Source organism: Paenibacillus sp. LS1, from assembly GCF_026013365.1.
GTDB lineage: Bacteria > Bacillota > Bacilli > Paenibacillales > Paenibacillaceae > Paenibacillus.
The window spans coordinates 184,550-205,621 of record NZ_JAPDOE010000009.1; the positions used below are offsets into that span (position 1 = coordinate 184,550).

The following is a 21,072-nucleotide window of genomic DNA, read 5'->3' on the forward strand; positions in this document are numbered from 1 at the left end:
ATATATATGAGTAAAGTATATCGTATCGGAATTATTGGCTGTGGTGGAATCGCGAATGGTAAACATCTGCCGAGTCTGAGTAAACTGGATAATGTTGAACTGGTGGCTTTCTGTGATATCGTTCAGGAACGTGCGGATGAAGCCAAGCAGAAATATGGCACTACTGAAGCCGAAGTCTACACGGATTATCAGGAATTGCTTAAGGATGAGTCTTTGGACATTGTGCATGTGCTTACACCGAATATTTCTCATGCCGAGATTTCTATTGCTGCTCTGGAGGCAGGCAAACACGTGATGTGTGAGAAGCCAATGGCGAAGACATCTGCTGAAGCACAACTCATGTTGGAAGCGGCAGAACGTACCGGCAAGAAACTTACCATCGGATACAACAACCGTTTCAGAGAAGACAGTCAGTACTTGAAGAAGGTGTGCGAAGCGGGTGACCTGGGTAATATTTATTTTGCCAAAGCACATGCGATTAGACGTAGAGCAGTACCAACTTGGGGTGTTTTCCTGGATGAGGAGAAGCAAGGTGGCGGTCCACTGATTGATATTGGTACGCACGCACTCGATCTGACGCTCTGGATGATGGATAACTATCAACCGAAGGTTGTGCTGGGTACGACCTATCATGAGCTTTCGCAACGTGAAAATGCGGCCAATGCTTGGGGCCCGTGGGACCCAAAACAATTCTCTGTAGAGGACTCGGCCTTCGGCATGATTGTGATGGAGAATGGCGCAACGATTATGCTCGAATCCAGTTGGGCACTGAACTCTCTGGATGTGGATGAGGCCAAATGTAGCTTGAGCGGCAGCGAAGCAGGTGCGGATATGAAGAACGGACTGCGCATCAATGGCGAGAAATTCAGTCGTCTATACACGAACGAGATTGAACTGAGTGCAGGTGGGGTAGCTTTCTATGATGGTAAAAGCGAGAGTGCACCGGACGTTGAGATGAGAAAGTGGATTGAAGCGATTGAGAACGATCAGGAGCCTGTGGTCACACCAAGACAAGCGCTGGTTGTATCTCAGATCCTGGAAGCCCTCTATGAATCTGCTCGCACTGGCAAGGCTGTATACTTGAATAACGCTAGCGAAGCATAGAACAGACAGAAAAAATAGATTACAGAACCCTTTGTCCCGTTATTGGGGACAGAGGGTTCTTTAGTGTTTTGGTTACTAGGGCGTGTCTGAAAACTCCGAAGGAAGAAGATTTTGCCGAATTTTCGTTCCAAGCCAGGAAGTTTTCCGCAGGCGTGCCGGGGCACGTCAAGGGAAAGTGACGCAGCAGGGGGCGAAAAGGCGGTAAAAGATGCACTTCAGCGAGTTTTGAGACACGCCCTAGCTATTGGTCCATACCAGACTCTATTTCGGCACATATGATAGGAGAAAATTGAACTGAAAAGAGGGTATGTCTTGACTAAACACAAAACGGGTCATGGTGTTTCCATTGTTGTATGTACCAATCGGCCGCAATTTTTTGACAACATCCTGCAAAATTACAGTCGGCAGCGTTATAAAAGCAAAGAGCTGATCATTGTCCTGAATCATGACAGTATGAATCTGGCATTATACCAAAAGCGCGTTCGAAATCTTGCCAATGTTCATGTATATCAAGTACCGGAGAGCATTTCGTTAGGACAAAGCCTGAATGCTGGGATAACAAGGGCTCGCTTTTCGTTGATTGCCAAATTTGATGACGATGACTACTATTCGCCGTATTATTTGACAGAACAGGTGAGAGAACTCAGGCGGACCAAAAGTGATATTGTGGGCAAACATTCATGCCTAGTCTATTTGGGTGCATCCAAGACACTGTTGGTCAGATCTCCAGCAGAAAAGAATAAACCGGTTGAATTTGTACAAGGGGGCACACTCTTATTCAAAAGGGAGGTCTTGAAAAAAGTCCGTTTCACGGACCGTTCAATAGGGGAAGATGTAACCTTCCTTAGACAATGCAGGAAAAGAGGATTCAAAGCGTATGCGACCTCACCATACAATTATGTCTATCACCGCAGACAGAACAAAAAAAGTCATACGTGGAGAGCGGATGATAGCTTTTACCTGGAGGGAAGCACAAAACTTGCGGTAACAGAGGATTTCAGACCCTATGCTAATAAAAAGTTATAGAGGAGAGAGCTAGATATATTCAACTCAACACTTTACAAAACAGCGATCGGATGGTCGTTCTGTCATCGTAGTGACCCGTGTATGCCGTCAAATAGCGAAAGTAAAGATGCATCTGCTTAATACAGATGCGTCTTTTTTGTGGCAAAATGGTTCAATTTGGAGGTGGTGAAAAAAAAATTATGAATTTACTCGAAAAAAGTATTGCATATAAGTTTAGTCGGAATTATATTAATGGTATAAGGTCTAGACCATATACAGATCGGAGTGTTTAGATGTCCAGTACGTTTTCATTTCGTTTTGAGAAAGTATCTACCAAAAAGGTTAGTGAATTCATTAGGGAACAACTGGAAGAAGCCATTATTTTGAAAGAATTAATGAGTGAAGAACAACTTCCAGCCGAGCGAGATCTGGCAGAGATCTTTAATGTAAGCCGCATTACGGTTCGCGAGGCACTTTCCTCACTGGAAGATAAAGGATTGATTGAGAAACGGGTGGGTGCCAAAGGTGGAACGTTTGTACTGCCTCTGACAGCCAATTCGCATAAACGGACCAGAGAAGAAATTAAACGAGATTGGGCACAGATGCTGAAGGTGTTTGAATATCGAACCATCATCGAGCCGGAGGGAGCTTTTCTGGCTGCTGAGCGGATCACCGCAGGCGAACTGGAGCTGCTTGAGGGCTATATGGAACAAAGTATAGAGCCAGACTGTACAAGGGAATGGTTCAGGGCGCTGGATGTGAAATTTCATCTGACGATTGCCAAAGCGTCAGGGAATCCATATTGCGAGAGAGCCGTCAGACAGATCCGGACCAAAATTAATCCGGCGCTGGATTTGATGCCTTATGATGACCGGATACGTACCGTCAACTACGGTGTACATATGGAGATTCTTGAAGCACTGAAAGCACATGACAGTATCAGGTCCCGGGAGACGATGAAAAGACATATCGAATTCTCTGCTGACGCGATCTATGCCCGTTTGGTTTCTGAATCGGACGAAAATGAAGGGAATGACAGCGAATGAATCGTTCAGAACTAATACAGCTGGCTCAGCCACTACAAGCCCAGTTAAGCGCCTGGCGCAGAGATTTGCATCGCCATCCGGAAATCGGTTACGAGGAGCATCGCACATCCGCTATCGTAGCTGAGCATCTGGAAAGCCTGGGGCTGGAAGTTACACGTAATGTCGGACAGACCGGGGTTACAGGCCTGCTTCGCGGAGAGACAGATGGACCAACCTTTGCCTTGCGCGCGGACATGGATGCCTTGCCAATCCAGGATCAGAAAGCGGTGGAATACCGCTCACAAGTGGAAGGCAAAGCGCATCTGTGTGGACACGACGCTCATACCTCCATCCTGATGGGTGCAGCCCAGCTGCTTACTGGCCTTGGAAGACCGAAATCAGGCAACATCAAATTCATTTTCCAGCCAGCAGAAGAGGGACTTGCAGGTGCAAGAGCCATGATCCAGGACGGTGTTCTGGAGAATCCGAAGGTTGATGCCATCGCTGGACTACACATGACCCCTGGACAGAACACGGGAACCTTGGGCGTAAGTCAGGGCGTTGCATTTGCATCTGCTGATCCCTTGATTATCAAGGTCTTCGGCAAAGGTGGGCACGCAGCTCGTCCGCATGAGGGCATTGATGCAATTGCGGTATCTGCTCAGGTTATCACCGCATTGCAAAATATCGTCAGTCGCATGGTCGATCCGCTTGAACCCGCTGTAGTCACGATTGGCAAAATCACTGGAGGTTATATGGGAACAGCCATCGCCCCGGAAGTGGAGATGATCGGTACGGTTCGTACACTCTCACCTGCCATTCGTGAGCGGATGCCAGCTTTGATCGAACAAGTTGTTAAAGGGGTCTGTGATTCTTTCGGCGCAGGATGCGAAGTTGTTTACGGCGATGGATACCCTGTTGTCGTGAATGATCTCGGTATGGTTGACCTGCTAACAGAGACCTGTAATCAGGTTAATGCGGAGAAGGGATGGAATTATATCAAACCCTCCACAGGGGGCGAGGATTTCGCTTTTTATTGTGAACAGGTTCCGGGTGTGTTTTTCAGACTAGGATCTGGGAATGATGAGGAACGTACCCGCTATCCACTCCACCATCCCATGTTTGATCTTGATGAGACAGCGATGCCTTATGGTGTGGGCATGTTGTCTGCAGTAGCACTTGAATTTTTGGCAAGGAATACAACTTCTGAGGGGGAGCAATCACAATGAAAAAAAGACAATGGACAGGCATGTGGATCACGTTACTGGCAGTCGTAATGGTACTCAGCGCTTGCGGAGGAAAAACGACAAGCACGAATGATGGTGCCGCAACAGAAGGAACGGGCAGTGGAAGCGCAAGTACAACACTGACCATTGCTGCAGCAACAGACATTGAGAGTTTCGATCCGCACAACAACAACAATACATCCAGTGAAGCGGTTCTGGTCAACGTTTTCGATTATCTGATCAAAAATGACAGTGAACAGAAGAAAGTTGCGGGACTTGCGACTTCATGGGATCAGGTAGACGATACAACATGGAGATTTAAGCTGCGTGAAGGGGTGACCTTCCACAATGGCGATCCATTCACTTCGGCAGATGTAAAATACACGCTGGAGCGCGTAGCCAAGGACGAGACACTGAAACAAAACAGCTATTTCAAAAATATCGTAGAAGTTAAAGTGGTGGATGATTATACCGTAGACATTATCACAGATGGCCCAGATCCATTGCTCCTGAATCGTTTGTCCAAGATGGGAGCAGGCATTCTGCCGGCAAAATATATTGCAGACAACGGATTTGATGCTTTCCTGAAACAACCGGTAGGAACAGGCCCTTACAAGTTCAGTAAATGGACCAAAGATGATCGTGTGGAACTGGTGAAAAACGAGAGCTACTTCGACGGTGAACCAAAATGGAATGAAGTGGTATTCCGCGTTATTCCTGAAGCCTCTACACGTGTATCCGAATTGCTTGCTGGTGGTGTAGATGTTGCGTCTTCCATTCCGTCCACTGACATTGCCCGGATCGAAGGCGAAGCAGATAAGAAAATTGTCAAAGCACCAATCCAACGTGTGCTTCAGTTGATCTTCCGTCAAACGGAAGGCAGCATCACGGCTGATCCGAAAGTACGTGAAGCGATTGACCTGGCTATCGACAAACAAGGCATTGTGGACAGTATTGCCGGTGGAGCGGGTATCGTAACTCGCACATCCGTAACGCCAGGCAACTTCGGTGCTGATCCTTCATTGTACAAAACTTCACTCTATGATCAAGAAAAAGCGAAACAGCTCCTGCAAGAAGCTGGATATGCTGAAGGTGAAGCAGAGATGACCATCTCCGTTTCCGCACAGTACAAAGAACAGGCTGAAGTTGTTGCAGCGATGCTGGAACAAGCTGGATTCAAAATTAACCTGGATGTCCTTGAAGCCAGTGCATTCAGTGAACGTTACAGCTCCAAATCATTCAAAGAAATCTTCATGATCGGTATTGGTAACTCCTTGTTCGACGCTTCGAATAACTACAATCGTTATATGTTGGAAGAAGCAAAAGGCGAGTCGGATTACAACAATCCTGAAGTAGAAAAACTGCTTCAATCGGCATTGGTGAACATGGACCCTGCAGCTCGTGAGAAAGAGTATCAGCAAGTACAGCAGATCTTCTCTGAAGAGCGCCCAGCCGTATATCTGTACCAAATGGAAGGTGTCTACGGTACGAATGCTAAAGTGAACTTCGCGCCGCGCAGTGACGAGATGTTCTATGCTGACGAGATAACACCTGTTGCACAGTAACATCGGGTATAACAACCGGTCATTGAAAAGTTAAGGCCGTGAACGGCAGGGACTGGATAACCATGTTCCTGCCGTTCTTTTTTAAGATGATAGAATTTATACGTTTTCAGCGGAGCTGAGGGATTCGATCATCGCAAGACAAACTTCAACTAACTGCGGTCTGTCTTCTGTGAAAGTACGTCGATAAGTGTTTTTCTTTATAAGGGAGGTGAACAAGGAATGGGCAAATACGTACTTAAGTCATTACTACAGATCATTCCGGTGCTGTTCATTGTTTCATTAATTGTGTTCATTTTGGTTCGAGTTACCGGTGATCCGGTTGCGCTAATGTTGCCCGAAACGGCTACCGCTGAAGATCGTGCTGTCTTGACGCAGGCACTCGGTTTGGACCAGCCTTTATATACGCAATACGTGAAGTTTCTTGGCAGTGCGCTACAGGGAGACTTTGGTCAGTCTTTTCGCTATAATCAGCCTGCATTAGAGCTTGTGCTGGAGAGATTGCCTGCCAGCTTTGAACTGGCGGTAGCCGCCATGTTCTTTGCCGTCCTGATGGCTGTGCCACTTGGTGTCATCTCAGCTGTCAAACGTAATACGTTTACCGATCTCATTATTTCCGGAATATCCGTCATTGGTAAGGCGATGCCAAACTTCTGGATGGGGATTATGCTTATCCTCTTGTTCTCCGTCATGTTGGGGGTACTGCCGGTATCTGGTCGTGGAGGATTGTCACATCTGATTTTGCCGGCATTCACGCTTGGTGTTGGACTGGCCGCTCAGATGACCCGGCTGATTCGCTCCAGCATGCTGGAGATTCTGAACCAGGACTATATTCGAACAGCCCGTAGCAAAGGGCTAGGCCGGATGGTTGTCATTGTGAAACATGCGTTTCGGAATGGACTGATTCCGGTCGTAACGATTATGAGTTTGCAGTTTACAAGTCTAATCGGGGGAACCTTGATTACGGAAACGGTATTCTCTTGGCCTGGACTGGGTCAATTGCTGGTCGTTGCAGTCAACACACATGATATGGCGATCGTGCAGGCAGCAGTGTTTGTCATTGCGGTGATCGTTGTAGTAACCAACATCTTGACGGATGTAGCCTACAGGCTACTTGATCCGCGCATCAAATACGACTAGAAGGAGGTGCAATCATATGACAGGCAGCAATGAAATGCCAATTCCGGGTACAGAACAGGAACAAGACAATGGGCGTGCACCAACGGGATTTCGTTATATCTGGCAACAACTGATCATCAGCAAGACCGGAATGTTTGGTGCTGTGCTTGTATTGTTGGTTGTGTTAATTGCCATAGGTGCACCTCTATTGACGAGTCATGATCCGGCGGCGGTTAATCCGCTCAACCGACTTAAACCACCAGCGTGGCTTGAAGGCGGAACGGCCGAATACTGGCTGGGTACCGATAATCTGGGTAGAGACATGTGGAGTCGAATTGTATATGGTGCCCGAGTTTCCTTAATCGTGGGTATGGGTGCAGTGATTGTGTCAGGAATCATTGGTGCCATTCTGGGGTTGGTATCCGGATTCTACGGGAAATGGGTGGACGCTGTAATCATGCGTGTAGGTGATGCATTCATGGCGATTCCAACCATTCTGTTCATGCTCGTTGTGATGGCGATTGTTGGCCCGGGTATTACGACACTGATCTTTGTCATCGGGGTGACGAACTGGGTTCCATTCACCCGTGTGGTAAGAAGTGAGGTCCTTAGTATCAAAGAGCGTGATTTTGTTCATGCGGCCAGATCGATTGGCGCGAAGAATGGAAGATTGATTCTCAAACACATTCTGCCGAATATCCTTTCATCCTTTATTGTGATCTGCGGTATGAATGTGGGCACGACCATTATTATGGAAGCTTCACTCAGTTTCCTGGGTCTGGGTATTAAACCACCCGATGTATCCTGGGGAGGTATGCTCAGTGATGGCAGACAATACGTTGCAACAAGCTGGTGGGTCGCTACATTCCCGGGACTAGCCATTACATTTACCGTACTCGGTGTTATTTTCCTTGGAGATTGGCTGCGTGATGTGCTTGATCCACGTACAGAGACAACCCAAAAATAAACGGAGAAGGGAGCCATCATTATGAATCGAAGACCAATTATGCCGGAGGATCTGCTTCACTATCGTTGGATCAGTCAGCCGGTGATCAGTCCTAACGGACAAGTGGCTTATGTGGAACAGACCATAGATCAGGATAAAAACGAATATAACACACAAATTCGAGGAATTTCCCTCGATGGTGATGAAGATATAGCACTTTCGGATGGACCGAAGGATTCCTCACCTGCTTGGTCGCCGGATGGCACACAGCTCACATTTATTCGCTCAGTGGATGGTGGCAAAGGACTATGGACGCTCCATTCAGATCAAAAAGAGCCGGTCATGCTGATATCTCCCGCACGTAAAATATTGAGTTATATCTGGTCACCGAACGGGCAGTACATTGCGTTTACCAGCAAAGTGCAACCGGAGGACCAACAGAAGAAAGCTGACACCCAACAGAAGTCTGCACCTGTACTGCGAGGTAAAGTCTTCGAGCGTACAACACCGAAGGCGGAAGGGGCCGGCTGGTGGGATGGTCAATACAGCCATTTGTTTGTATATGAGATCAAGAGCGGGGAGATCACGCAGGTGACTTCCGGGCTATGGAATATCAGTGCTCCGGCATGGTCGCCAGATAGCCAGCACCTTTCCTTCATATCCAAGCAAGTGGAGGATGAGGAGCTTGATGCGGATCTGCTGTACTTTACGGATGTATACAGCATTCGATTGGGAGAGAGTGATCTCTTCAAAGTGACGGATTCCAGTCTGGCGATTAGCCAGTTTTCCTATTCACCCGATGGACAGCAGTTGATCCTGATCGCCAGTGATCGCGAATACGGAAGTGGGAGTCACAACAGATTATATGCAGTCCCCGTTCATCGAGGTGTACCCAGGTCAATCGCACCACAAGTAGATATGCAGATTGGTAACGCAGCACTGGGAGATATGAAGTCGGCTGGTGCATCACCTTCTCCTATCTCGGATAACCATCATCCGGAACGTGGTGTATATGTGCTCGGAACGCATAACGGGAATGTGGATGTGTATCGCATTGAAGAAAATGGGGCTTGTCAAGTGGTGACGGGCGCTGGTGAAAAGGATGTGTATCAGTATACCTTAACGCCGGATGGTACCTCGCTGGTTATCGCTGCATTGACTGCTGAACATCCTGGAGAGTTATATCGCGTGGATATCGCCAGTGGTGAAATGTTCAGACTCACCCGCCGAAATGATGAATTCTTGGCTGAATTAGCTGTTAATGTGCCTGTACGTGTAGAGTTTAAGTCTTCCGATGGATGGCCGCTTCAAGGTTGGTTAGCTACACCGGCAGTACGTTCATCCAATGGCAAGCTGCCACTGATTTTGCAAATTCATGGTGGACCTCACGCGATGTATACGGGAACATTCAGTCATGAGATGCAGACACTCGTTGCGCAAGGTTACGCTGTGCTGTGGATCAATCCTCGCGGAAGTATGGGATACGGTCAGGAGTTTGCCAGAGCATGCCGTGGTGACTTTGCCGGAGGCGATTACCGGGATCTGATGGAAGCTGTTGATTATGCCCTAGCTACATATGATTTCCTTGATGCATCACGTTTGGGTGCAGCAGGTGGCAGTTATGGCGGGGTGATGACCAACTGGATCGTAGCGCATACGCACCGTTTCAAGGCGGCTGTAACCCAGCGTTGCATCTCCAACTGGTTGTCCATGTATGGAACGAGCGATATCGGAATTTCCTATGTTCAGGGAGTCATTGGGGGGAATCCGACAGAAAACGCTGAATTCCTGTGGTCCCGCTCACCTCTTGCCCATGCACATCACATTGAGACGCCACTTCTGATCATGCACGGAGAGCAGGATTATCGGACACCGATTGCGCAAGCGGAGGAATTATACACCACGCTAAAACGATACGGCAAAAAGACCAAACTGATTCGTTATCCAGGCTCCAACCACAGTTTACTTAAAAGCGGTAAACCTTCACTTCGGATCGATAGCTTCGAAGAGGTGAATGCCTGGTTCAATCAGTATCTCGGCAATGAGGAGGGGGAGCAATGAGTCGAACTCAGCTGTCCATTCCTGTAGGGCTCCTTGTAGAGAATGTACTGACAAGTGGGGTACCGAGAGAAGTGATTATTGAATACTTACAACGTCGAGACTACTCCCAGTTGTTGCCTCTGGTTAAGGAATCCGCGATGGATTTCGATGAAAGACTACAGACAGCAGCTGACATCGGAGACGATTGGGAAAAAGCGATACGTCACGGTTATGAGTTCAAGTTTTTGCATATTAACGGGTTGAAACGATTGCTCGATTTCCGGTTTGATCGTAAGGTGGATCGGGATTATGTTCAAGATGAACTGTCACTGAAGCATATTTCTCTGACCGCACAAGAGATTGAATTGCTGCAATCGTTAATTGGCAGACAATGGCTCGTGCAAGTAGAAGAAACAGAGACAGCAGAAGAAGGCAGAACAGAGGGCGCGTCATCCTCCCACTTTCCTGTCCGTATTCAATTGAAATTCCCATAATATGACCAGCAGAAGCCGCGATCATCGCGGCTTTTTTGGTATGTACAGGTAGAAATGTGGACGACTGAATTCAAAAGTTGAAATCGGACTTCGTATGATTTATATTTATATTAAATGATATTATTATCTATCAAAAATACAGGCGTAAAAAGGGGGACCTAGGATGTCCATTCAAAATGTTCTGGGAAAAATTCAAATATCGGATGATGTGATCTCCAAAATTGTCGGCAAGATCGCGAATACCACGAGTGAGATTTCCTCCATGTCGACAGGACTTGTAGAAGGGGTCGCCAAAAAGTGGAGCGGGAAAAGTCTGCAAAATGGCATAGATATCCGCAAGGTAGAATCCAGGCTAGAGATAAACTTAAAGGTTGTCGTTTGTTATGGAACAAAAGTGCATGAAGTCTGCAGGGATTTGCAAAACAATGTGAGATTGCATGTGGAACAGCTGACCGGATTAACCATTGATACGGTGAATGTGATCGTTGAGGGGTTATCATTTAACCAACCTGCTGCCAAGCTTTAATCCAATTTCAGCTACCTAGAGGAGTGACAGCGATGAATAAGATTTCCATAACAAAAGCCAGTCCACGATCCTTAGTCGGCGGGCAACTAAATCAGATGGCACTTGAATATATGGCATATTCGCTTGCAGGTACCAAGGATAAAGGAATTATAGAAAAAACATTTAACAAGTTATGGCGTTTGAATCAAAACCGATTCAGTCACCAATACGCTTATGAAGCCAAAATGGGTAGCCAAACGTTGGGCATGATCATGTGTTATCCGACCACTATAATGAACAAACTCGCTTTGCCAACGTTCTCCAAGCTGTTTGAACTTCGGAAATGGAGCCTGATCAAGTATAATCTTCAACATTGGAAAGAGTTCTACTCCATGGTGACATTGAAAGAAGCGGAGAACGACGAGTACCATATTGGAACATTGGCTACATTGCCTGAAAGCAGAGGGCTTGGCGTGGGAACGCAGCTCATTCAATTTGCCGAACAGCAAGCTTTAGTACAAGGTCTATCCAAATCTTCGCTCACGGTTAAAAAGGAAAATGCACGGGCTATCCAACTGTATGAACGTTTGGGATACCAGAGAGTAGGGGAAATCAATAAACCCGCGCTATCGCTGTACCGAATGTCCAAAAATCTGGTGTAGTGCTTTCTAATAAGAATAGATGAAGCAACTGGAAGATCCATATACATAAGCCCGCGCCGTTATCGTGTAATAGTGTGGGCTTCTTTGCAGTCATCTATCGTCAGCCCGTGTTGAGATTCGCGAAATAGGCGATGACATAATCACGAAAGTTCTGGGCAGTGCGTGATAGATAACGTCCCTCTACCCAGGCAAGATAGAACGTTAAATGACAATCAGTACCATCAATATGAAGGTAGGAGAGCGTATCGTCTTCTCTTTGCGAAGCTGCGGGAGCAAAGGCAATTCCCAAACCGGCTTGCACGAGACCTGCAATGGCAGCGGGTTCGTCTCCTTCACATATAATATGAGGGAGGAAACCAGCTTGTCTGCAATACCTATCCGTTATTTCCCGAAATGAATATCCTTGTTTAAGGGATATGAAGTCCTCATTAGCCAGCTCTGCAAGTGAAATCCGGTCGCGTCCAGCAAGCGAATGTGTTGACGGTACGGTAAGCAAGATTTCTTCCGTGATTAGAGGGATATGTTTAATATCTGCACGATCAATGCATTGGGAGGTCAGGAAGAAATCAATTTCGGATTGTTCAAGTAATTGCAGTTTTTCTTTCTCGGTTGAAGCTTGTGTGATCTTGAAGTTGACATCCGGATGTTGCGTAAGGTAGGCAGATAATAATGTCGTTAAACGGTTCAATGTGGTCGTAGCCAGTGAGATTCGACCTTGTTCGTAGCCGGCTAACTCGATGGCTTCTCGTTTTCCTTCTTCCAGATTAGCCAAAGACTGATTGACCCGCTTCAAATAGGCTTTACCACAAGCGTTCAAACGAATCTGTCTGCCGACTCGATCGAACAAGGGAACCCCCACTTCATCCTCCAGACGGGAAATGATCATGCTTAGTGCGGGTTGAGCCATATGCAGTTCATGGGCAGCCTGCGTCATATGTTCGGTGCGAGCTACGGTTTGGAAATATTTCAAATGGGCGATATCCATGGTTGATCCACCTTTTATTGATAATGATTTTATTATTATATTATACGAATATATATATTTTTTCTAATGATGAAACTGAATTATACTTGGAGCAATCTCAATACGGAGGCTCTACAATGACACGACTAACAACTCATTCCTCGATCCAACCTAATGCCAACCCTCATTCCGATAAGCTTATTCTAAAAATTGCATGGGTGGTTGCACTGGGTGTACTGCTGAACCCATTAAATTCATCCATGATTGCTGTGGGGCTCATGAGGATCGGAACAGAATTTCAGGTGAATCTCGCAACAGTGACCTGGTTGCTATCCGGTTTCTATCTGGCAGGAGCCATCGGACCTTCACTTGCGGGCAAACTCTCGGATCTCTTTGGAGCGAAACGAATCTTTCTGAGTGGACTGTCGCTCGTTCTGCTTAGTAGTGTGGTGGCCGTATGGGCACCGAATTTTGGCATGCTTTTGGCCATGCGTATTGTACAGGCTTTGGGTAGTGCTGTAGCATTTCCTGCGGGTATGTCCATGTTGCGAGCTGCTGCCACACAGCAGGGTAGGAAGGATGATCCCAATCGAATTGCTTCAGCTCTGGCGCTGGTTTCGATCATGGCTAATGTCATGGCTGCATTCGGTCCCACACTTGGGGGTATTCTGGTAGGCTCGATCGGTTGGCAATCGATCTTCTGGATTAACATTCCGATCACTTTGGCAACGCTGTGGATTGCTCGTGCATGGTTGCCTAAAGACCAAGTTGTACAAGAGGCAACGATTGCGAATGGAACAGTAGCAATACCTGTTTGGAAACGTATGGACATCCCGGGTATCGGATTATTTGTCCTCATGCTGACAACGCTGATGCTGTTCCTGCTGTCTTTGTCGGACGGTATGACTTGGTGGTTGCTCATCGTTTCCCTGATTACAGGCGCTGTTCTGGTATGGTGGGAAAAGCGTGCAACAAGTCCATTTATGAATATTCAGATGATTGCTTCTAACCGGCGACTGCGGTTTGTCTACGTTCAATATATTGGAGTTAATATTGTTTTCTATTCGTTATTCTTCTGTATTCCGCTATGGCTAGACCAAGTGAAGGGATACGATCCCAAAACAACTGGCTTGCTCATGCTTCCTCTGGCAGGGTTAGGTGTGATCATGACTTCAGTTGCGGTCAAATGCAATAAACGTTTTGGTTATCGTACCACCATCATTGTGGGGAACCTTCTATTAGTGGCAAGTACACTTCTATTATTGTTGCTTGGCGAAAATAGTTCCATGTTATTGATTTTGGTAGTGAATGCCGTACTGGGCGTTCCCAATGGATTCAACAATATGGGTCTGCAAACAGCGCTGTATGATGTCACATCACCGGAAGAGACCGGGGCGGCTTCAGGATTGTACGTTACGTTCCGCTCGATTGGCAGTATCTTGTCCACTAGTTTACTGGGCATAACCTTCGGTGGAGCCATTCGCTCTGAAGGACTACATACCATTGCCCTGATCACTGCGGGTTTGGCTATTCTATTGCTGATGGGTAGCATTTCGAGAGTAAAGCCAAAGGTCTAAATACGGACAATAGTTAAGGAATATACTGTAGGGAAAAAGGCGCTGTTTGCGTCTTTTCTTTATATTTCAGAGATTTTCTCATAAAAAAAGTAACTTGACTTTTGTGGGTCTTTAAGCAGGTACTTGACAGGGGTGTGGTATAGTATAAAAAGTTCTTTAATGAAGAAAGACGGAGAAATATACAATGTGGGGTGTAACCAGTGTATCAATATAAGGATCAGGAATATGAAGCAGTACATTTTGAGGGACGTGATCTGCGCTACGGAGAACTCATAAGTTGTGTTTTCAAACAGTGTACATTCATGAATGCTTCTATGGAAGAAATCGAAACCAGTAACTGTCGTTTTATCGAGTGTGACTTCAAAGGGGCTTCGATGAATGGTTCGATTCATACGGAATCTGCTTTTGAAAATTGCACCTTCGGTGGTGCAAATCTTTTTGCTTCCAAATTCAGCTCTTGCAAGATGACAGGCTCGGATTTCTCGGGTGCGCAAATGGATGGCATTACACTAAGTCACGGTGATTGGTCCTACACAAATCTGAGACATACACGTTTGGGGAAACAGGATCTGCGAGGAATTCGTTTCTTTGAAGCTGACTTTACAGACACGGATTTCACCAAAGCGGATTTGAGAGACTGTGACCTTACCAGAGTCGTATTGAGCAGAGCCAAGATGCAAGGGGCCGATCTTAGAGGGGCTAACCTGGAAGGGATCGACCTGAAATCACTGGATATCAAAGGCGTACGTTTGGATCGCGAACAAGCCGTTCTGTTTGTACGCTCTTATGGTGCCAAAGTAGACTAATCATACTTCGATGCCTGTATGAAGCTCAGTTACGCGTCTCGTGTACTGGGCTTCATTTCTCAAGGCAGTGGCTCGCTTACTGAAGGAAATGGAGGTTATGTATGGAGCAATCACCAAAAAGGTTATTTTATCCGCTGTATGGTGTCTGTATTCTTGAATCTGTAGCACAGGGTGGGGAGCCAGATAACCAGGAGTGGTACTACAACCTGTATTTTCCGAAGCAGGAACTTCGTCTGTACATTCCCGAGCAGCGGGCATTGCAAAAACATATTCGTCCGTTATCCAGTGCAGATTCCTTGTTGAATGCAAGAGCCGATTTTTTTGGAGAGCCTGAACGGTTACCTTTGGACCCATCCAAACGTCGTATACTTTTGCAGATGAAGCTGGAGTCCGGGCTACTTCAAGATCATTTTGCTATTATCAGGGATACGTTGTGTGCGAAAGACTACAGTTTGAAGCTGAATAATAATGACAGATCCATCCTTCATATGGCGAAAGAGATGCTGGTCAATGAGATCATGTATGTGTTAAATCTCGCTACCAAAGATGCTTCCACGTATGTGAAAGAGGATATGGAGAAGCGTCAGCTGGAGTTCAACGTTCATAGATCATGATGAAATTCAGGGATTATATTGGAATAATACAGGTTGAACATTCAGTATGTATTTTGATGGGATACGTAGGAGGAATTATACATGCATAATGTTATACAAGTTCATGGTGCACGAGAGCATAATCTGAAAAATATCGATATTCAAATTCCGCGCGACCAAATCGTAGTCATCACCGGGGTTAGTGGTTCGGGAAAATCCAGTCTGGCTTTCGATACGTTGTACGCCGAAGGGCAGATGCGTTATGTTGAATCGCTGTCTTCCTATGCAAGACAGTTCCTCGGACAGGTCAACAAACCGGATGTCGACTCCATAGAAGGTCTGTCTCCGGCCATTGCTATTGAACAGAAGACAACATCTAACAACCCTAGATCAACTGTGGGCACCGTAACTGAAATATATGATTATTTACGCTTACTGTGGGCAAGAGCTGGAACACCACACTGTCCAACGTGTAAAGGCGAAGTGACGCGGCAGTCGGTTGACCAGATCGTAGATCAGATATATAAGCAACCCGAAGGCACCAAATATATGGTGCTCGCACCCATCGTGCACGATAAAAAAGGAGAGCACCAGCACATTTTTGAACAAGCCAAATTGAACGGTTACGCACGTGTGCGTGTGGATGGGATCATCATGAATCTATCGGAACCGATTCAACTCGACAAGAAGAGAAAACATACGATCGCGATTGTCGTGGACCGACTGGTGGTCAAGGAGGGAGATTCCCAGAGATTGACCGACTCACTTGAGATTGCCATCTCGTTGTCCGGTGATACGGTTGTCATTCATCTGATGGATCGAGGTGAGGATCTGCTGTTCTCACAGAGCTTCGCTTGCCCACACTGCGGATTCTCACTTCCGGAGCTAACACCAAGCATGTTCTCGTTTAACAATCAATATGGGGCCTGTCCTACCTGTTCAGGACTTGGATTCCATCTTCAGGTGGACCCAGGCAGATTGACTCCCGATCTGAGTCCAACCCAAGCGGAGCGAATAGGCAAAGAGATCGAAGGTAATATGTCGGCATTGCCTTGCCAAGATTGTCATGGAGATCGACTGGCACCGATGCTTCTGGCTGTAACGGTTTCCGACTTAAACATTGCAGAGTATTGCAAATTGTCTATTACAGAAGGGATTCAATTTATACAAAAGATGAATCTGTCTCCGGCAAAGGCACAGATTGCTGCCCCGATTGTAACCGAGATTGTGGATCGACTTGTCTTCATGGAGAAAGTAGGCTTGGAATACTTAACCCTGTCTCGAACGGCCGGAACACTCTCAGGCGGGGAAAGTCAGCGTATTCGCTTAGCAACCCAAATTGGATCACGTTTGACGGGTGTACTTTACATTCTCGATGAACCCTCCATCGGCCTGCATCAGCGAGACAATGAACGGTTGTTATCCGCGTTGACAGAGATGCGTGACTTGGGGAACTCCGTGATCGTGGTGGAGCACGATGAGGATACGATGCGGCATGCAGACTGGATAATCGATGTTGGTCCAGGCGCTGGCATCAACGGAGGTGAGGTGGTTGCTCAGGGAACATTGGAGCAGATCATTTCAGAGCAGCGTTCATTAACGGGACAATATTTGTCGTACCAGAAATGGATTTCGGTACCCGAAAGTCGTCGTCCAGGCAACGGACATCATCTGACCATCATCGGCGCAGCGGAGAATAATCTCAAAGACATTACCGTCTCCATCCCGTTGGGCACGATTACCTGCGTCACAGGTGTTTCGGGGTCGGGTAAGTCCAGTCTGGTGAACGAAATTTTGTACAAAAAGCTAGCATCGACACTTCATCGTGCCCACACGCGTGCAGGTAAACATGAGCAGATGGATGGCATACAACATCTGGATAAAGTCATCAGTATCGATCAGAGTCCAATCGGGCGCACGCCACGTTCCAACCCGGCCACTTACACAGGTCTCTTTGACAACATTCGATCCCTGTTCGCGATGACCAATGAAGCTAAAGTTCGGGCATATGGGCCGGGACGGTTTTCATTTAATATCAGGGGAGGGCGATGTGAAGCTTGTACCGGTGATGGATTGATGCGGATCGGAATGCATTTCCTGCCTGATGTGTATGTGCCTTGTGATATTTGTAAGGGGAAACGATATAACCGTGAAACGCTGGAGGTTCGTTACAAAGGAAAAAGTATTGCAGATATTCTGGAGATGACTGCGGACGAAGCTGTTGTTTTCTTTGAAAATGTTCCTAAAATACGCAAGAAAATCGAAGCGCTGTGTAAAGTAGGACTAGGCTATGTACAATTGGGTCAAGCCTCAACCACATTATCGGGCGGGGAAGCCCAGCGGGTTAAACTTGCTTCTGAGCTCTTAAAGCCAGCCACAGGCTCGACATTATATGTCATGGATGAACCCACGACAGGGCTTCATATTGCTGATGTACAGCAATTGATCCACATTCTTCACGTGTTGGCGGACGAGGGGAACACCGTGGTGGTTATCGAACACAATCTGGATGTGATCAAAAATGCGGATTACCTCATTGATCTGGGACCAGAGGGCGGTAGTAACGGCGGGAACATTCTGTGTACAGGTACACCGGAGCAGGTGGCTGACTTCGAAGCAAATTATACGGGGCAATATCTACGGAGAGAGCTTAGGAAAAGTCATGATGCAATGAAAGGTCATGTCCTTAACTAAAAAATCGACACCAGGAAACCGCTCGATGAGCGGTTTTTTTGGTTTCGATTAGCTACGGTACATTTAGATCACAGGTTCAATCCTCTTCTTTGGATAACTTTCTAACGACCAGATAAATAAAAGTGATGCCGATTAATATAATAATTCCATTCGTTATTGGAAACCACATAACCGAATTCACCTCCACTTTTGAGATGCAATATGTGTAGGTTTAACCTTCCGCAGTTTTATTTTTAGCTCGTTTCAACCGCACGGCAACCCAGCTCATGATCAGAGCAGTAATAATCAGAAATACGGTCACACCTGCAATGACGACAAAGAAGGATTGGTCAAATGCAGCAAAGGCAGCATTTCTGAGCGATTCAGCAGACGCTGCAGGCAAGCTTTCGGCAGCGATAAGCGCTTCATCCAGACTGTCCTTCGCATTGGCTGGTACACTAATCCCCGCAGGAATCTTCATAGCGAGTGTGTAGAAAAGGGTAGACATGCTTCCGATGATGGCAATACCAGATGCTCCACCCAGCTCATAACCTACTTCCTCAATGGAAGCGGCCATACCCGCTTTGTGAGGTGGGGCATAACTCATAATCGAATGCGATGCAGCAGTCATCCCTGATCCAAGACCTGCACCAAGCAATGCCAAACCGAGAATCTGCCCGGTAAACCCTGCATTGAAATACATCAGGTACGTCCCCATGCCAAGAGCGGCGATGAAGAGAGAGAAGCTTTTAATATAGACAACATCCACACGGTGCATAATGGCCCCCGTAACAGGTCCGGCAATGAGTGCTGCAACAGGTATGGATATGGTGAATAGTCCAGCTTGAAGCGGTGACATGCCTTCCACCAGTTGAAGCCGCTGGGTGACCATATATTGCACACCCATTTGTGCAAACAAGCCAACCAGTGCGGTAATAAAACCGGTGCTGAATCTTGGGATTTTGAACAAGGACAGATCCAGCATTGGATTGACCCTGTTATTCTGACGGCGAATAAAGATGATCAGGGACAGAACACCGATCACAGCAGCAAGGATAGCAAGTGTGAGAGATCCTTCACGTCTTGTGAATTCCTTAATGGAATAGATAATTCCGACCATGGCAATCATGATCTGAATGGAACTGGTGAAATCCCACTTTTTCGACGAATCCCCCTGATGTTTAGGGATTATTTTCAAGGCGAATATAAACGCGATAATGGCTGTGGGCAGGTTAATCAGAAACACCGAGCCCCACCAGAAGTGTTGGAGAAGTAATCCGCCGACAATTGGTCCCAGTCCTGCACCACCGGATGCAATGGAACCCCATATGCCGATCGCTAGTGCGAGTTCTCGTTCATTCGTAAACGTAACCCGGATGATCGACAATGTCGCTGGCATCATCATGGATGCGCCTACGGCAAGAAGAATTCTGCTCATGACCAGCACAGCTGGTACTGGAGAAAAGGCAGCAACAAGGGAAGCGGCAGAAAAGACGAGCAATCCCAGGGTGAATATTTTTTTATGACCAAGACGGTCCCCGAGCGTTCCCATAGCAGGCAGCAGACCCGCCATGACAAGGGAGTACCCGTTCAGAATCCATAATTTCTCCGAAGCTGATGCACCGAGATCATGGGTCAAGCTGGGTAAAGCCGTGTACAGGATGGTCATATCCATCACAATGAGTAATAGTGCACTTGAGACAATAACAAGAATCATCCAACGTTTGAATTTTGACATGTTTCCCTCCGACGATATGAATAACTTACAATTCCAGACTAAACTATCGGGTAACCCTATAGTCAAACTTTTCTTTGCATACTATAATGCATCTATATTGATAAAACTTAGACCACATATGTACATGGAGGGCCCAAAGATGGCTGGACATCACGCACAACACTTTACCACCAGTGAATTTGCCAAGGTCTGCGGAGTGACCAAACATACCCTGTTTCATTATGACGAGATTGGGCTGTTAAAGCCTGAATATACCAATGACAAGGGCTACCGCTATTATGGTGTGCAACAAACGTATGTGTTGGATGTCATACATGTGCTGAAGAAAGCAGGAAGCTCACTCCAAGAGATTAAGTCGTTTATTCAAAACCAGAATAAGCCATTGTTAATCGAGCTGTTTGAACAGAAATTAAAGGCACTTGAGCTGGAGCAACAACGAATCAAACGTATGCAAAAGCTGCTAAGTGGTGCCATTGAAATGACGAAACAAGCCACGGATGCTTCGCATGAAGGACTGCATATCGAACAATGTGAGCTGGAGTATTTTATTGCAGTTCAACTGGAGCAAGGGGATGGAGATAAGGAATTCTCCCGTAAGTTCACTGAATATCGCAGTCATTGCGAGGAACAGATGATCGACTATGAGTTTCCGGTATGGACGATCTTACTTCAGGAGCACTTTGAGGCAGGAGAGTACTATCCGGATTACTTTGGCAACAAAATAAAAGCTCCCATTTCAGGGGAAACGATATTGATTAAGCCTAAAGGGATGTATGCCGTCATGAATCATCAGGGTTCATACGAAAACATACCTAAGACGTATTCCATCATGAAAGAGAATATAAAAAGAGAAGGACTGCAAGTTTGCGGACATGTGTATGCACTAGACCTGCTCACTTATTTTGCAGAAAGTAATCCCGATGAGTACATCATCAAAATTTATGTAGAAGTGTGTAAGGCTGATATTTCAATGGAGTGAAGGGGGAAGCGGAAAGACGTTGAGTTGATTGAGGTAGCCGTATCTTGACCACTG

The 21,072-nt window shown here is 46.5% G+C and carries 18 protein-coding genes; 16 read left to right on the forward strand and 2 right to left on the reverse strand.

Features of this window, described 5'->3' with window-relative positions:
- Nucleotides 1–6 precede the first annotated feature (6 nt).
- The 11 genes from OM416_RS24615 (at nt 7) to OM416_RS24665 (ending at nt 11,688) form a co-directional block, all read left to right on the forward strand.
- On the forward strand, nt 7–1,104 hold the full coding sequence (locus tag OM416_RS24615; RefSeq protein ID WP_264933965.1) for a Gfo/Idh/MocA family protein: 1,098 nt from the start codon (nt 7–9) through the stop codon (nt 1,102–1,104).
- 312 nt (nt 1,105–1,416) lie between these two features.
- Entirely contained in the window at nt 1,417–2,130 is a 714-nt protein-coding gene (locus OM416_RS24620) for a glycosyltransferase (RefSeq protein ID WP_264933967.1), read from the forward strand.
- A 272-nt stretch (nt 2,131–2,402) separates the two neighbouring features.
- Nucleotides 2,403–3,155, forward strand: a complete 753-nt coding sequence (locus OM416_RS24625) for a FadR/GntR family transcriptional regulator (protein ID WP_062834241.1) — start codon at nt 2,403–2,405, stop codon at nt 3,153–3,155.
- Nucleotides 3,152–4,363 carry a M20 metallopeptidase family protein gene (locus OM416_RS24630; RefSeq protein WP_264933970.1) on the forward strand — a complete coding sequence of 404 codons (1,212 nt, stop codon included), beginning with the start codon at nt 3,152–3,154 and terminating at the stop codon, nt 4,361–4,363. The genes OM416_RS24625 and OM416_RS24630 overlap by 4 nt, the downstream gene beginning before the upstream one ends.
- The gene (locus tag OM416_RS24635) at nt 4,360–5,925 is read left to right on the forward strand and encodes an ABC transporter substrate-binding protein (RefSeq protein ID WP_145147470.1); all 1,566 of its coding nucleotides are present in this window, start codon (nt 4,360–4,362) and stop codon (nt 5,923–5,925) included. The genes OM416_RS24630 and OM416_RS24635 overlap by 4 nt, the downstream gene beginning before the upstream one ends.
- Before the next feature lie 219 nt (nt 5,926–6,144).
- Nucleotides 6,145–7,062, forward strand: a complete 918-nt coding sequence (locus OM416_RS24640; RefSeq protein WP_062834244.1) for an ABC transporter permease — start codon at nt 6,145–6,147, stop codon at nt 7,060–7,062.
- A 16-nt stretch (nt 7,063–7,078) separates the two neighbouring features.
- Nucleotides 7,079–8,008, forward strand: a complete 930-nt coding sequence (locus OM416_RS24645) for an ABC transporter permease (RefSeq protein WP_153028184.1) — start codon at nt 7,079–7,081, stop codon at nt 8,006–8,008.
- Between the two features lie 21 nt (nt 8,009–8,029).
- Nucleotides 8,030–10,048 carry an alpha/beta hydrolase family protein gene (locus tag OM416_RS24650; RefSeq protein WP_264933978.1) on the forward strand — a complete coding sequence of 673 codons (2,019 nt, stop codon included), beginning with the start codon at nt 8,030–8,032 and terminating at the stop codon, nt 10,046–10,048.
- Nucleotides 10,045–10,521 (forward strand): hypothetical protein, encoded by a 477-nt coding sequence (locus OM416_RS24655; RefSeq protein ID WP_264933980.1) that lies wholly within the window; start codon nt 10,045–10,047, stop codon nt 10,519–10,521. Before OM416_RS24650 ends, OM416_RS24655 begins: the two co-directional genes overlap by 4 nt.
- A gap of 163 nt (nt 10,522–10,684) precedes the next feature.
- Nucleotides 10,685–11,047: an Asp23/Gls24 family envelope stress response protein gene (locus OM416_RS24660; RefSeq protein WP_264933982.1), complete on the forward strand. Its 363-nt coding sequence runs from the start codon at nt 10,685–10,687 to the stop codon at nt 11,045–11,047.
- A gap of 32 nt (nt 11,048–11,079) precedes the next feature.
- Nucleotides 11,080–11,688: a GNAT family N-acetyltransferase gene (locus OM416_RS24665; RefSeq protein WP_264933984.1), complete on the forward strand. Its 609-nt coding sequence runs from the start codon at nt 11,080–11,082 to the stop codon at nt 11,686–11,688.
- Between the two features lie 100 nt (nt 11,689–11,788).
- Here OM416_RS24665 and OM416_RS24670 read toward each other — a convergent pair whose 3' ends face one another.
- On the reverse strand, nt 11,789–12,673 hold the full coding sequence (locus OM416_RS24670; protein ID WP_264933986.1) for a LysR family transcriptional regulator: 885 nt from the start codon (nt 12,671–12,673) through the stop codon (nt 11,789–11,791).
- 116 nt (nt 12,674–12,789) lie between these two features.
- On the opposite strand from OM416_RS24670, the gene OM416_RS24675 reads away from it, so the two are divergent.
- The 4 genes from OM416_RS24675 to uvrA all read left to right on the forward strand — a co-directional run bounded on the left by OM416_RS24675 (nt 12,790) and on the right by uvrA (nt 18,322).
- The gene (locus OM416_RS24675; protein WP_264933988.1) at nt 12,790–14,229 is read left to right on the forward strand and encodes an MFS transporter; all 1,440 of its coding nucleotides are present in this window, start codon (nt 12,790–12,792) and stop codon (nt 14,227–14,229) included.
- A gap of 200 nt (nt 14,230–14,429) precedes the next feature.
- Nucleotides 14,430–15,035, forward strand: a complete 606-nt coding sequence (locus OM416_RS24680) for a pentapeptide repeat-containing protein (protein WP_264933990.1) — start codon at nt 14,430–14,432, stop codon at nt 15,033–15,035.
- 101 nt (nt 15,036–15,136) lie between these two features.
- On the forward strand, nt 15,137–15,649 hold the full coding sequence (locus OM416_RS24685; protein ID WP_264933992.1) for a hypothetical protein: 513 nt from the start codon (nt 15,137–15,139) through the stop codon (nt 15,647–15,649).
- A gap of 81 nt (nt 15,650–15,730) precedes the next feature.
- The gene (gene uvrA / locus OM416_RS24690) at nt 15,731–18,322 is read left to right on the forward strand and encodes an excinuclease ABC subunit UvrA (protein ID WP_264933994.1); all 2,592 of its coding nucleotides are present in this window, start codon (nt 15,731–15,733) and stop codon (nt 18,320–18,322) included.
- Nucleotides 18,323–18,533: 211 nt separating this feature from the next.
- On the opposite strand, the gene OM416_RS24695 is transcribed toward uvrA, so the two are convergent.
- The gene (locus tag OM416_RS24695; RefSeq protein WP_264933996.1) at nt 18,534–20,039 is read right to left on the reverse strand and encodes an MFS transporter; all 1,506 of its coding nucleotides are present in this window, start codon (nt 20,037–20,039) and stop codon (nt 18,534–18,536) included.
- Nucleotides 20,040–20,178: 139 nt separating this feature from the next.
- On the opposite strand from OM416_RS24695, the gene OM416_RS24700 reads away from it, so the two are divergent.
- Nucleotides 20,179–21,018, forward strand: coding sequence for a MerR family transcriptional regulator (locus OM416_RS24700; RefSeq protein ID WP_264933998.1), 840 nt, complete (start codon nt 20,179–20,181; stop codon nt 21,016–21,018).
- The last annotated feature ends 54 nt before the right edge of the window (nt 21,019–21,072 follow it).

Excerpts from the sequence above, each read along its gene's own strand:
- OM416_RS24615 (WP_264933965.1), top strand. The coding sequence starts at position 7 with ATGAGTAAAGTATATCGTATCGGAATTATTGGCTGTGGTGGAATCGCG.
- OM416_RS24625 (WP_062834241.1), top strand. The coding sequence starts at position 2,403 with ATGTCCAGTACGTTTTCATTTCGTTTTGAGAAAGTATCTACCAAAAAG.
- OM416_RS24630 (WP_264933970.1), top strand. The coding sequence starts at position 3,152 with ATGAATCGTTCAGAACTAATACAGCTGGCTCAGCCACTACAAGCCCAG.
- OM416_RS24635 (WP_145147470.1), top strand. The coding sequence starts at position 4,360 with ATGAAAAAAAGACAATGGACAGGCATGTGGATCACGTTACTGGCAGTC.
- OM416_RS24640 (WP_062834244.1), top strand. The coding sequence starts at position 6,145 with ATGGGCAAATACGTACTTAAGTCATTACTACAGATCATTCCGGTGCTG.
- OM416_RS24645 (WP_153028184.1), top strand. The coding sequence starts at position 7,079 with ATGACAGGCAGCAATGAAATGCCAATTCCGGGTACAGAACAGGAACAA.
- OM416_RS24650 (WP_264933978.1), top strand. The coding sequence starts at position 8,030 with ATGAATCGAAGACCAATTATGCCGGAGGATCTGCTTCACTATCGTTGG.
- OM416_RS24655 (WP_264933980.1), top strand. The coding sequence starts at position 10,045 with ATGAGTCGAACTCAGCTGTCCATTCCTGTAGGGCTCCTTGTAGAGAAT.
- OM416_RS24660 (WP_264933982.1), top strand. The coding sequence starts at position 10,685 with ATGTCCATTCAAAATGTTCTGGGAAAAATTCAAATATCGGATGATGTG.
- OM416_RS24665 (WP_264933984.1), top strand. The coding sequence starts at position 11,080 with ATGAATAAGATTTCCATAACAAAAGCCAGTCCACGATCCTTAGTCGGC.
- OM416_RS24670 (WP_264933986.1), bottom strand. The coding sequence starts at position 12,673 with ATGGATATCGCCCATTTGAAATATTTCCAAACCGTAGCTCGCACCGAA.
- OM416_RS24675 (WP_264933988.1), top strand. The coding sequence starts at position 12,790 with ATGACACGACTAACAACTCATTCCTCGATCCAACCTAATGCCAACCCT.
- OM416_RS24685 (WP_264933992.1), top strand. The coding sequence starts at position 15,137 with ATGGAGCAATCACCAAAAAGGTTATTTTATCCGCTGTATGGTGTCTGT.
- uvrA (WP_264933994.1), top strand. The coding sequence starts at position 15,731 with ATGCATAATGTTATACAAGTTCATGGTGCACGAGAGCATAATCTGAAA.
- OM416_RS24695 (WP_264933996.1), bottom strand. The coding sequence starts at position 20,039 with ATGTCAAAATTCAAACGTTGGATGATTCTTGTTATTGTCTCAAGTGCA.
- OM416_RS24700 (WP_264933998.1), top strand. The coding sequence starts at position 20,179 with ATGGCTGGACATCACGCACAACACTTTACCACCAGTGAATTTGCCAAG.